Raw genomic sequence first — 12,868 nt, 5'->3', positions numbered from 1 at the left:
ATGAATGCGGAAAAATCAGCTTCCTCGGTGGTATTGATGGATCCTTTTCCTGCCATGGGTCACGTGCAAGCATTCTTAAATTTGGCCGATTGGATGAAGGAGCAAGGGTTTGAGATTGTTTTTTTGACCAATCCTGATTTTTCCTCGGTAGTCACTAGTAGGGGATATCGGGTAATTCTAGTGAACCCATTTCTTTTAGCGCCGGAGAAGTCAGAGATACAGCAGGCAGGGTGGGTCAGCGTGTTGGTCGAGCGCATATCCGGAAAGAGAAAGCCTCGTTTGATAGAAGAGATGAAAGCACGAAGGTTAGAGTACGCCGTCGCCTTGCGTTCTGTTTCTCCCTCATTGGTATTTCTGGACGATCATTTTGCCCTGAAAGCTTTTTTATACGAGCGTATCTCGCTGCCTACGCTATTGGTATCAACCATGACGCTGCCGCATAGAGTATCGGGTACTCCGCCCTTTCAAAGTGTTCAAATGCCGGCTACATCTGCATTCTCCGCACTGCGGATTCGTATTTCTTGGAATAGGGTGTTGTTTTCCAGATGGTGTAGCCGTTTTTGGAAGGAATTATTGTTAGGTGAAACTAACCACGTAAATGTCATAAGATCAAAGTACCGGTTATCCAAATTGACCTTGGATACCGATCGTTGCTTCGGAATTGGTGTAAAAGAGTTGCCTATCATTGCCGCCTATCCCAAATCCTTTGATTTTGCCGCGGCATCACACAAGGAAAACAAATACTATTTTGGTCGATTACCTGATATTCCCTCGGAGCAGTCTATTCAGGATCAACGGCTCATAAAAGTGATTGATTTGGTCAAGTCCTCTGGCAAAAGGCTGGTTTTCTGTTCGCTGGGAACGGTGACGATAAACGATCTTGGTATTTGCGAGCGTTTTTTCAACAACGTGATAAGCCTTGCCGGTAGGATAGCGCATGCTTTTTTCGTGTTGAGTATAGGTGGTTTTTTAGATATCCACCGCCTAGGCAAGACGCCCGCCAATGTTTCGGTGTTTTCAAGTGTTCCGCAGCGAATACTGCTTTCCCACGTGGATTTAATGATTCATCACGGGGGAATCAATTCAATCAAGGAATGCATTGCTGCTGAAGTTCCTATGTTGGCTTTTCCACTATCGCTAAAATGGGATCAGCCGGGCTGTGCGGCAAGGCTGGTTTACCTAGGGCTGGGTCAAATGGGGAATATCCGTAAAGACTCCTTGGGTTTGATGGAGCAAAAGATCAGATATATGTTGGATCATGCGGTTAGATATCAAGCCGCCATCCGCTCATTTAAGGCAGGCATGACACCGGTAAACGAGCAGGAACATCAGAGACTCCGTATCCTGCTGGAAGAAATGAAGTTGATTTATCCTAACTATACCAAACGTGATTTTTATGAAGTTGTCTAAGGAAAAACTCGATCGGATCCATGTGAAACAGCTCGGAGAGTTTGCTTGCGGGCTAGCTTGCCTCAGTACCCTCGCCAACTGGTATGGTGGAGCATGTTCACAGGATGAACTTCGGAAAAACAGTGGCACCACCCTGAATGGTACCTCTCTGCTGGGACTATGCCAGGCGGCCCAAAAAATAGGGTTTGCAGCCAAGGGCTTTGAATGCTCTTTGGAGCATTTGAAAACCTTAGATCACCCCGTGATCCTGCACGTGGTGAAGGACAATCGGCTTCATTTTGTGGTTTGCTTTGGGTTTGAGGAGGACAAGTTTGTTATAGGCGATCCTGGTTGGGGGGTCATTTACCTACTGCCGGAGGAGCTGGACAGTATCTGGCAGTCAAAGGCACTACTCGAGCTATTGCCTACCGACAGGTTTGAAGCTAAGCGGGAAGCAGCTAAGTCGCAGTGGAAATGGTTCCAATCACTTATCAAGGCAGATATTCCCATATTGGTAATTTCTGCGATTTTAGGTTTATTGGTGGCTGTGACCGGTCTTTCAACCGCTATTTTCTCTCAGAAGCTGATCGATGATTTTTTGCCGGAAAAGGATGTGCCAATGATTTTAATCGGTTTGGCCGTTTTGGGAGGCCTGCTGGTGATACGGTCATTTCTTGGCTATCTGCAAGGGATCTTTATGGCCAGACAGGGTAAGGATCTAAATGTTAGATTGGTGGAATCATTCCTATCAACCGTCATAAAGCTTCCCATCTCGTTTTTTAGAGGGAGCAGCACGGGAGATTTGATTGCCCGCTTAAATGACTCTGGAAGGATACGAAATGCGGTATCCTTAGTGATAGGCAGCTTGGTGATCAACTTTCTCGTAATCCTGGTGTCACTTGCCTACCTGTTTTATTACGCTTGGGAGTTGGGCTTACTCGGGCTGAGTGGCTTGGCGGTTTATTTTTTGGTTGCTAAAAAATACCACGAACCCATTGTCAGCTCCCAACGGGAAATGATGGCGGCACACTCAATGAATGAATCCCAATACATCGAATCCCTATCAGGTATGTCTACCATCAAATCTTATGGCAAGGAGGGGGTTTTTGGTGACCGGATCAATCGGGTGTTTGATTTATTTCAAACCAAGGGCTATACCCTGGCCTTGTTGGGCAATTCCTTTTCATTTGCGACCCAATTAGTTGCCGGTGTGTACATCACGTTGATTTTTGGCTTCGGCGTGTGGCTGGTATTGCAGGATCAGCTTCAACTCGGCGAGATGATGGCTTTGGTCACCGTGGGAGGTTCACTGCTTCCGGCAATTTCCGGGCTGGTTCTGGTGAATTTTCAGCTTCAGGAAGCCAAAGTGGCATTTGACCGGTTGTTTGAGATTTCCAAGTTGGAGGTGGAGGACTTGTCGATAGGGCATTATCAGCAGCATCCTACAAGACCTTTGGGGGCCTTGCGTTTGGAAAAAGTATCGTTTAGGTTTCCCGGTAAATCCAAGTTGTTGGACCAAATTGATCTAGCGCTGCATCCTGGAGATTCGATTGGCGTGTTTGGAAAAATAGGCAGTGGAAAAAGCACCCTAGTGGATATTCTTCAAGGCTTCTATCAGCCGGAGCAAGGGAGTTTGGTTATGGGAGAAACGAGGCTATCGGAGAGCTCGGTACAGGAGTGGCGAAAAGAGATAGCCGTGGTCGGACAGCACGAAAAAGTATTCAACACCACCATTTTGGACAATATTGCGCTGACCAATGACCCCAATGAACTGGAAAAGGTTGCCTTATTTTTGTCCGAGACGGGATTTGGTACCCTGCTTAACGACATTGGTCAGGGCCTCTTTACGCTTTGTGGAGAGGAGGGTAAGCACCTTTCCGGTGGTCAGAGACAACTTGTTTGTCTGGCTAGGGCCCTTTATAAAGATAGCCCCTATTTGATTTTGGACGAGTCGACTTCTGCCATGGATTTTGGCATGGAGAAGCAAGTGATTTCTTTATTGAATACCTACTGTAAACGCAAGCAGGTTGGACTGATGCTGGTCACCCATCGGTTGGGGTTAGCTAGGCAGTGCGACCGCATTGTGGTATTGGAGGAGGGCAGGGTGGCTGCCCAGGGTTCCCATGCGGCATTGATCGACGGGGATAATTTGTATGCCAAGGCATATCAGGAATGGACTTACTTACACGCAACCGCTTAATCATTAAAACAATGGCAGGATTAAAATACTACGAGCGAACAATGAGATTGTTGGAACTGATCGAGAAAGGCAAAACCGGTTCCCCCAAGGACCTGGCGAGGAAGTTTGGCGTGACCGAACGGACCGTGTACAATATTTTGGATTCTGTAAAGCTGGGCTTTGAAAGAAAGATCGTCTATTCCGAGCGGGACCGGAGCTATGTCTTTGAAGATAGGGCAACGGTAAATTGAGACACAAACCGCTAATTTGATAAAGTGTGCCTACGAATGCGAAGAAGTGCAGTCAGCCGAAGTGCCCGGTAAGCAGCTTGGCTGATGATCAAAGGGGCGGGTGATTGGTATACGTCCTTTTGATCACACCTAGTTTATCCTTTTTCCCCATTTTTGGCGTATCTATCTACCGTTATCATGCATTTATCAATGCGGTATCCCATTAGAAATTGCCATTTTTGGTAAACATCAAATTATGATTACTTTTGTGGAGATTTTCAGAAGCGGTCAATATGCGGGTAATTGTAATACTATTTTTAGTTTTTATGGTGACTTTTTCTTCGCGTGGTTTTGCGCAGCGTGTCACTGTCAGTGGAACCGTTAAGGACTCAGAGACTGGTGAGTCGCTGATTGGTGTGCATGTTTTCGACAAACGACAGCAGAAAGGTACGGTCACCAACAATTATGGATTTTTTAGTTACACGTCGCCTACCGAGGAGGTGGAGTTGGTGTTTACCTATGTAGGTTACGAGCCACTTTCTTTGTCGGTAAGCAATGATTCGATTTTGACCGTAGAAATGGTGCCTTCCGGGCTGTTGGGAGAGGTGGTGGTACAAAGTGACCGTGCCGATCCCATCCAAGAGAGTACGCAGATGGGTGCGGTGAATGTGCCGCTTCGCGAGATCAAAAACCTTCCGGCCCTGATGGGCGAAGTGGATATTTTTAAAGTGATTCAATTATTGCCCGGTGTGCAGTCGGGGGCCGAGGGTGCTTCCGGGCTTTACGTAAGAGGCGGCAGTCCGGACCAAAACCTCGTTTTATTGGATGGGGTACCGGTCTACAATGCCAGCCACCTGTTTGGATTTTTCTCCATTTTCAACGACGGGGCTATTAACAACGTGGAACTGATCAAAGGGGGCTTCCCCTCCCGCTATGGAGGGCGACTCTCTTCGGTGGTCGATATTACCATGAAGGAGGGGAATATGAAGAAATTTCAGGGAGAAGGAAGCCTTGGGCTGATAGCCTCCAAAGTAACGGTGGAGGGGCCTATAGCCAAGGACAAAACCTCCTTCCTGTTCTCCGGCAGACGTACCTACCTCGATATGATTGCGAGTCCAATTATTCGTAGGACTAGCGGGGGCCGGGAAAGCGTAGGATACTATTTCTACGACATGAATGCAAAGGTAAACCATATCTTCAACAAAAAGGACCGCCTTTACCTGAGTTATTACGGAGGAGAGGATCGGGGGTATTCCCGGTTTCAATCGAACAGGGAGAATTCGCAGGGAGTATTTTCCAGTAGGGAACGTGCCGGGCTGGGCTGGGGCAACCGAATAGCTGCGGCCCGCTGGAACCATGTCTTTAATCAGCGTCTGTTTGCCAATTTCACGGGAACCTACACACGCTATCGGTTCAGGGTGTTTACCGAGTATGAGGATAATTTTACCGGCAATCAAGGGCAGGCGCCCATTCGCGATTTCTACGCAGCAGACTATTTTTCAGGTATCCGAGACCTGGCGTTGAAGGCAGATTTTGACTATATTCCCAATCCGCAGCATTACCTTCGCTGGGGGGGTATGTGGATCAATCACCGGTTTACTCCCGGGGTTTTTGTATCTCAGGAAAGCCAACGGCCTGAAATACGGGAAGGAGGTAAACCTACCGATAGCCAGGAGTTTTCCTTCTACTTGGAAGATGATTTTTCGGTAGGGGATCGTCTGAAATTCAACTTGGGGGCCCATGCTTCCGGTTTTCTCGCAGACACAAAAACCTACACTTCCCTGCAGCCCCGTTTTGCCATGAGGTATTTGTTGGATCCGGGGTCTTCCCTGAAGTTTTCCTATGTAGAAATGGCCCAGTTCATCCACCTGCTGACCAATGCGGGCTTGGGCCTGCCCACTGACCTGTGGGTGCCCTCTACAGACCGCATTGCCCCTCAGCAAAGCCGCCAAGTCTCGGTGGGGTATTTCAAGAATCTGGGGTACGGCCTGGAATTCAGTGTGGAAGCCTACCACAAGACAATGGATGGGTTAATCGAATACCAGGATGGAGCATCGTTTTTGGACACCACCGAAGATTGGCAAAATAAAGTGACAGCCGGAGAAGGCAGAAGCTCTGGGGTGGAACTACTTTTGCAGAAGAAGACTGGAAAAACAACCGGTTGGGTAGGGTACACCCTATCCAAGACCGATAGACGCTTTGATGATCTCAACGACGGCGCCTGGTTTCCATTTCGCTACGATCGGAGACACGACATCAGTGTGGTTGCCGTCCATCAACTGAGTGATCGGATTGACCTATCCGGTACCTGGGTATTTGGCACAGGCAACTTCATCACGGTGCCGACCCGGCGATATCAACATGCTACCTCCGTGGTCAATAATCAATTTATGCGTTTTGGTGGGCTTTATTTGGATTATTTTGAATCCCGAAACAACTTTCAGATGCGAAGCTACCACCGCCTGGATGTGGGAGTCAATTTTCACAAAGCGAAGCGATGGGGAAAACGCACCTGGAATGTATCGGTGTACAACGTCTATAGCCGACTGAACCCTTTCTTTATGGACATCAGCTTCAACTATGACCAACAGCGAAACCAATTGCGGCAGTTTAGCTTGTTTCCCATTGTGCCATCTGTTTCTTACCGTTTTACCTTTTAGTCATGCGTTACCTATCTAAGTATATTATACCGGTCGGATTTTTGATTTTTGTTTCTTGTGAGCAGTTTTTGGAGGTGGACTTGCCCGGGCAGGAGCCTAGAATGGTATTGAATGCCCTGTTAGATCCCTCAGATACCTTGAAGGTATTCCTGACTAGTTCGAGGGGTATCTTGGAGGATCGTGAATATGAGGAGTTTTTCGACTTGATTTCGGATGCAGCGGTTTATTTGGAAACCGAGTCGGGAGATAGGCACCGGTTGGAATATGTGGATAGAAGCAGGCCCTACGATCCCAATGCCTTTTATCAGCTACCTGAATTCGTCTTTCAACCCAATCAATCCTATCACCTCGTGGCGGAGGCCCCCGGCTTTGAACGCATTCGTACCTTTCAAGTAGTCCCTACCACTGTGCCTATCCAATCCGTGGAAACGGTACGTTTGGGTCCGGATGGTTCTTGGGATACTTCCGAGTTGGTTGAGATTCGTGTTCGTTTTACAGATCCTTCAGGCCGCAATTTTTACGAGTTGTCCGGGCGGATTTTTGGAAGCGAGACGACCGAATCCCAAGGGCAGCCGTTTATTCGTCAATACAGTTCGGATTTATACCCACGGCCTACTAACCCCGCTTTTGAAAAGGAACATTTATTACGCAGTGTGCTGCTGTTTGATGATGGCCTGTTGGGAGGGGAAGAATCGGAACTTGTCTTTCGGATTTCGGTCCCTACTGACTATGAACTACTGGAAGTAACCCTAAACCTTGCTCACGTGACCGAGTCCTATTTTAGGTATTATGATACGGCAGACCTACAATACGACAATCGGGGAGATTTTCTGTCCCAGCCGGTATTGGTGCATACCAATGTGGAGAATGGGTTGGGCGTTTTTATGGCGAGGAATGCTTCCGAGCATGTCCTTCGGTTGAGATTTGACGAGTAATTTTGTTTTAATATAGCTGATTTTCAAGGTGTTAATTTTTTGGTTGATTTTTTTTTCCAAAAGATAGGTTACGTTTTTTCATTATTCCGCTTTACCTTTCAAAACCCGGTTTGGATTTTGGAATGCCTGGATTTTTGGGCATTTTAAATCAAAGCAGTGATTTTATATACTTGGATTTCTTCCTGACCCAAAATGCCTGAAAAGAAGATTTTAACCAATATCCCATCGGAGGTTACTCCCCATTCCGATTCCATTTCGGCCTTTTCTTCGGATTCAGAAGCCTGGAATGCATTCAGAGACGGGAATGAATCGGCTTTTATTTTCATTTACGAGAATTATTTTGAGGTGTTATTTGGGTATGGATACAGTATCATCGCCGATACCCATATCGTCAAAGATGCTCTCCAGGATTTGTTTGTGGAACTTAGGGAAAGAAGGTCAAGGTTAGGAGCCACCGATTCAATCAAATTCTACCTTTTTGCTTCCCTGAAGAGAAAATTGTTTAAGGATTTGACCAAATGGCAGGGCAACAGGGAATCTATTGATACCCTACCCGGAGACTTCCTATTTACCCTTTCCCACGAATCTCAGTTGATTGATAAGCAGTTGTCTGCTGATAAGCTAAACCAGTTGAATGATGCCATAGCCAATTTAAGCAAGCGGCAGCGGGAGATTATCTACTATACCTTCTTTGAAGGGTTTACCTACCGACAGGTCCGGGAAATCATGGGTATGGAAAGCGAACAAAGCGTTCGGAATTTGATGTACAAAGCGATCAAAGAACTCAGAAGGTTGCTTTAGGCAGGACTAAAGGGTACATTTTGTGTAAGAAAATTGAACTAAACCATTATCATCAGATACTATCATAGCGGTGGAAAATATGAAGCACATCGAGGATTTTTTGACAGACCCGGAGTTTATCCGCTGGGTGAAAAATCCGGACAAAGAACTGGAAGCCTACTGGGAACAGTGGCGAAAGGCCAATCCCGAGCAGTTGGCGCCCATGAAGATGGCGAAGGAGATCTTATTGAGGTCAAACGTTGACCGTGTTAAGCCTCCTCAGGGCTTGAAGGAGGAAGTAATGGCAGAGGTTCTCCGCATAAAAGCTAAATCCGTGGGTTACGCAAATACGAATCATTCGAAGCGATCAAAAGGAATCAAAGACAGCTTCTGGAATAAACTGGGGCAGATGACCCGGGTTGCTGCTATTTTGGTTACCTGCTTGATCTTGGCCTGGATGCTGGGGCCCACCCCAGAGTCCAAAGCCCCATCCATGGTAGCAGCGGAAGCCGCGATTCTCGTGAAGAAAACAGCGGCGGGCGAAAAGCTGCAGTTAACGCTTGCTGATGGCACGAAGATCTGGATGAACTCTTCCAGCGAGGTAGTCTTTCCGGAGAAATTTGAATCTGACCGCAGAAACATCACCGTTAAGGGAGAAGTGTATTTGGAGGTGGCCCACGACAGCCTGCGGCCATTTACAGTTTTCACAGATGGGCTTACTACCACGGTATTGGGAACTAGCTTCAATGTAAATGCAAAGAATCCAGCAAATACCCAAATCGCCTTGATCACTGGGAAAGTCGCAGTTTCTGACACCCAAAAAGAAGTTATTATGAATGCCGGTCAAATGCTGGATTTTCAGGGGACCTTGGATTCCACTCGGATTAGAGGATTTAAGCCCTCTGAGGTATTGGCATGGAAGGAGGGAGTATTGCTGTTTCAGAAGGCGTCCCTGCAGGAGGTAATACAGGCCTTGGAGGAGTGGTATGGAGTAGAGATTAGTGCTGAAAATGCAGGAGGAGTGACGTGGCAGTTTTCCGGCGAATACCGTCAGCAGGTATTGGTTGACGTGTTGGAGAGTATGTCCTTTATACAGGGATTCGAGTATCAACTGAATGAAAATGGAACCGTAACGATAAAATTCTAATACAACGATGGAACCGTTCAACACATCCTAGAAAAAGGCCGGAAAAGAGAGAGCTCCTTTCCGGCGACATGCGCAACCGAAGCACGGCAAACATTGGGGAATGGCACCATGCTAGGTTGGGTTTACCAAACTGTCTTATTCAATAAACCTAAGTAAAAGTATGAAAAATAACTTACTAAAGACAATTATTATGTTGTCCAAGTGCTTTGTGTATGGATTGGTCATGCAGACCCTTCTTTTGAATCTGGTTTCGGCCACCGCTGCAAACGGCCAATACAAAACCATCGATGAGGTAAGGGTCACCCTTTCCAATGAGACATTGACGTTGCAGCAGTTCTTCCGTGAGGTGCAGCGGCAGACGCCCTTTAAGTTTTCTTATGAAAACCAGGATGTGGACAGGCAGTTAGCCGTGACCTTGGAAAACAGGCAAGGGTTAGTCATTGATCTGTTACGTGATGTGGCGGTTCAGAGTGATTTGACCTTCAGACAGGTAAACCACAGTATTGATGTGGTTAAGCGGAAAGGCGCGGAAGTCTCAATGGTCCAAACTGCAGAACCGGTAACCGTTAGAGGTGTAGTGACCGATGAGAACGGTGATCCCATGCCGGGCGTAACAATTTTGGTGGAGGGTACCAATGTCGGTACTGTAACAGATATAGACGGGGGTTATTCGCTTGATACCGAGTCTGGTGTAATATTGATTTTTTCATTTGTAGGCTACGAAAATCAACGAAAGCAAGTTGGGGCTTCGGATACCATTAACGTACAGATGAATCAAGACTCAAATGCGCTTGAGGAGGTTGTTGTAGTTGGATTTGGCACACAAAAGAAAATCAATCTAACTGGTTCTGTTGCAACAGTAGGTGGTGATGAACTTATTCAGCGGCCAGTAACCAATGCTGCATCAATGCTGCAAGGAAGAATGCCCGGTGTGCGCGTAGTGCAGAACTCAGGACAGCCAGGTGCTGAAGGCATAGCTATACAGGTGAGGGGGCAGGGTACTTTCAGTGGGGCTGGTTCCAACCCTCTTGTTTTGATCGATGGTGTGGAAGGAGATCTAAATTCCATAGATCCTAATGATATAGAGAGTGTTTCTGTTTTGAAAGATGCTGCTTCTGCGTCGGTATATGGATCGCGAGCAGCCAACGGTGTTGTTCTCGTTACTACCAAAAAGGGAGAGAAGGGTGCCTTGCGTATTGATTACCATGGAAATTTTGCTATCCATACACCCACTCGCCTTTTTGATTTGATCACGGACTCTGCAGAATATATGGAACTCTGGAACGAGGCAAAGGCAAACAGTAATATTACGGCAGGCCTGTATACCCAAGATCAAATTAACATGTATAGAAATGCTACAGACCAAAGTCTTTATCCAAGTACTGATTGGATGGGTCTGATGTTTAATCCGGCTCCAACACAAACGCACAACCTCTCCTTTAATGGTGGTGAAAACCTAACTACTTACAATATATCTCTAGGATATGTAAACCAAGAAGGCGTGATGAAGGGGTTTGATTTTGAGAGGTATAACTTTCGGATTAACCTTAGCTCTGGTATCAATGACAAAATTCGCTTTGGGACCAATCTTTTTATGAAGAGGGGAGACAGGCGGAATCCACGCCAAGGAGCACAGGATACCTTTCTATCAACGCTTTCTCAGGCGCCAACCTACGGGCCAAGATTGCCTGACGGATCAGGTCGATATGCGTTTAAAGCTTTTGACTTTGAAAGTAATAACAAAAATCCAATAGCAATTGTAGAAAATGAAGTTCTTAACATTCAGCGTGATTATTCTATAAACGCACAGGCTTGGACTGAAATTAGTTTTACAGAAGAGTTGACTTGGTATACCAAAGCAGCGATTGTTGGAGACTTCATCCGTACCAGAGATTGGAGACCTGAGGTTCCATTATACAATTACCGGACGGGAGAGTTTATGACCGATTTAGATGTCGGAGGACGGGGCTTAAATATCACAAATAACCACAATCTTTACACAAACCTCTTTTCCTATCTGAATTACTCAAAGCTTTTCAATGAGCAGCATCAATTGAATGTGCAGGTTGGATACAGTCAAGAAGAGAATAATTTTGAGACTGTTACCGGATATAGGGAGCGATTTCCAAGTAACCTACTTAGAGAGCTCGACGCAGGTAGCCCAGCGGTACAAAACGCATCAGGAACAAGTAATTCATGGGCTATACAGTCGATGTTCGGAAGACTTGGTTATACTTTCGACGAGAAGTACCTGTTTGAATTCAATATGAGATACGACGGTACAAGCCGTTTAAGCCCAGAGACCCGTTGGGGAGTATTTCCTTCAGTTTCTGGGGGCTGGCGCCTATCAGAGGAGTCTTTTATGTCAGGTGCTACCGGAAATTGGCTGGATGATTTAAAAATTCGAGCCTCGTATGGGGAGCTAGGCAATCAGAATATTGGCCTATATCCGTACCAAGATATACTACAATTTGCCGGCGCATATCCTTTCGATAACAACGATCTATATCCCGGAGTAGCCCAAACAAGGCTTTCAAACAGGAGTATTCTTTGGGAGACTACTAAGGTAGTGGATATTGGATTGGACATGATGGTCCTTAATGGCTTGACACTGACCTTAGATTGGTACAGAAGAACAACATCAGATATTCTTCGAGGATCCCAAGTTACTGGCGTGGTAGGTTTGGATCCCCCGACCATCAACGATGGAGTTCTACGCAATACGGGATTGGAAGTAATGTTGAACTATCGAAACTTTATAAAAGGGGGGAAATTTTCTGGGCTGAATTATCAAGCGCAGGTTTATGTAGATCATTTTAAGAACGAGCTGGTACGTTTTGGAGCCGAAGAAATTAGCGGCATAAATATCAGAAGAGAGGGGCTTCCCTGGAATTCGTTCTTTATGCTAGAATGGGATGGTATATTTCAGACACAACAGGAAATTGACAACAGCCCCCGCCAGTTCAATGATAACACACAGCCTGGTGATTTAAGGTTTGTGGATCAAAATAGTGATGGACTAGTAAATGACGATGATCGGGTGGTGACAGGTAACCCATTTCCCGCGTTTGAGTACAGCTTTAATCTCAGTGCTGATTGGAATGGTTTTGACGTGTCAGTGTTTTTTCAAGGGGTGCATAGAAGGGATATATTTGTAAATAATTGGGGGATGCTTCCCTTTATTCAGGGTTCTCCTCCAACAGTTGATTGGAGAGATAGGTGGACTCCAGAAAATCCCAGCGAGACAATGCCTCGAATGTATTGGGGCTGGGATGATGCAGGCAAAACTTCTCGAAATTCCACCTATTTTCTTCGGGATGCAACATTTCTTCGGATGAAGAATATAGCGGTAGGTTATACAATTCCTAAGTATGTGGTAGAAAGAATTGGTCTCAATAGAGCTAGGGTTTATTTCTCAGGAGACAATCTTTTAACTTTTACCCAATTTCCTGGACTGGACCCAGAGCGTACAGGTAGCGGTAATTTTGTGAATTACCCGCAAAACAAAGTTTATGCATTGGGACTCCAGATTCAGTTATAGATGAAAA

General features: G+C 46.1%; 8 protein-coding genes. All 8 read left to right on the top strand.

Features of this window, described 5'->3' with window-relative positions:
• A complete protein-coding gene (locus tag IAQ59_RS02525; RefSeq protein ID WP_209329207.1) occupies positions 1-1,410 on the top strand; it encodes a glycosyltransferase in 1,410 nt (469 codons plus the stop codon).
• Positions 1,397-3,589 (top strand): peptidase domain-containing ABC transporter, encoded by a 2,193-nt coding sequence (locus IAQ59_RS02520; RefSeq protein ID WP_209329206.1) that lies wholly within the window; start codon positions 1,397-1,399, stop codon positions 3,587-3,589. Before IAQ59_RS02525 ends, IAQ59_RS02520 begins: the two co-directional genes overlap by 14 nt.
• A gap of 11 nt (positions 3,590-3,600) precedes the next feature.
• Positions 3,601-3,819 carry an HTH domain-containing protein gene (locus IAQ59_RS02515; RefSeq protein ID WP_209329205.1) on the top strand — a complete coding sequence of 73 codons (219 nt, stop codon included), beginning with the start codon at positions 3,601-3,603 and terminating at the stop codon, positions 3,817-3,819.
• Positions 3,820-4,124: 305 nt separating this feature from the next.
• Positions 4,125-6,458, top strand: coding sequence for a TonB-dependent receptor (locus IAQ59_RS02510; protein WP_245189388.1), 2,334 nt, complete (start codon positions 4,125-4,127; stop codon positions 6,456-6,458).
• A 2-nt stretch (positions 6,459-6,460) separates the two neighbouring features.
• A complete protein-coding gene (locus IAQ59_RS02505) occupies positions 6,461-7,393 on the top strand; it encodes a DUF4249 domain-containing protein (protein ID WP_209329204.1) in 933 nt (310 codons plus the stop codon).
• Positions 7,394-7,585: 192 nt separating this feature from the next.
• Positions 7,586-8,194: an RNA polymerase sigma factor gene (locus tag IAQ59_RS02500; protein WP_209329203.1), complete on the top strand. Its 609-nt coding sequence runs from the start codon at positions 7,586-7,588 to the stop codon at positions 8,192-8,194.
• A gap of 79 nt (positions 8,195-8,273) precedes the next feature.
• Complete coding sequence (locus IAQ59_RS02495; RefSeq protein WP_245189387.1) at positions 8,274-9,320, top strand: FecR family protein; 1,047 nt, start codon at positions 8,274-8,276, stop codon at positions 9,318-9,320.
• A 160-nt stretch (positions 9,321-9,480) separates the two neighbouring features.
• Positions 9,481-12,861, top strand: a complete 3,381-nt coding sequence (locus IAQ59_RS02490; RefSeq protein ID WP_209329201.1) for a SusC/RagA family TonB-linked outer membrane protein — start codon at positions 9,481-9,483, stop codon at positions 12,859-12,861.
• Positions 12,862-12,868: the final 7 nt, after the last annotated feature.

Origin of the sequence: Lunatimonas salinarum, assembly GCF_017811155.1 — a bacterium.
Taxonomy (GTDB): Bacteria; Bacteroidota; Bacteroidia; order Cytophagales; family Cyclobacteriaceae; genus Lunatimonas; species Lunatimonas salinarum.
Note: the sequence above shows the minus strand (reverse complement) of the source record. Positions and strands in the feature narration are given on the sequence as shown.

Excerpts from the sequence above, each read along its gene's own strand:
- IAQ59_RS02525 (WP_209329207.1), top strand. The coding sequence starts at position 1 with ATGAATGCGGAAAAATCAGCTTCCTCGGTGGTATTGATGGATCCTTTT.
- IAQ59_RS02520 (WP_209329206.1), top strand. The coding sequence starts at position 1,397 with ATGAAGTTGTCTAAGGAAAAACTCGATCGGATCCATGTGAAACAGCTC.
- IAQ59_RS02515 (WP_209329205.1), top strand. The coding sequence starts at position 3,601 with ATGGCAGGATTAAAATACTACGAGCGAACAATGAGATTGTTGGAACTG.
- IAQ59_RS02510 (WP_245189388.1), top strand. The coding sequence starts at position 4,125 with ATGGTGACTTTTTCTTCGCGTGGTTTTGCGCAGCGTGTCACTGTCAGT.
- IAQ59_RS02505 (WP_209329204.1), top strand. The coding sequence starts at position 6,461 with ATGCGTTACCTATCTAAGTATATTATACCGGTCGGATTTTTGATTTTT.
- IAQ59_RS02500 (WP_209329203.1), top strand. The coding sequence starts at position 7,586 with ATGCCTGAAAAGAAGATTTTAACCAATATCCCATCGGAGGTTACTCCC.
- IAQ59_RS02495 (WP_245189387.1), top strand. The coding sequence starts at position 8,274 with ATGAAGCACATCGAGGATTTTTTGACAGACCCGGAGTTTATCCGCTGG.
- IAQ59_RS02490 (WP_209329201.1), top strand. The coding sequence starts at position 9,481 with ATGAAAAATAACTTACTAAAGACAATTATTATGTTGTCCAAGTGCTTT.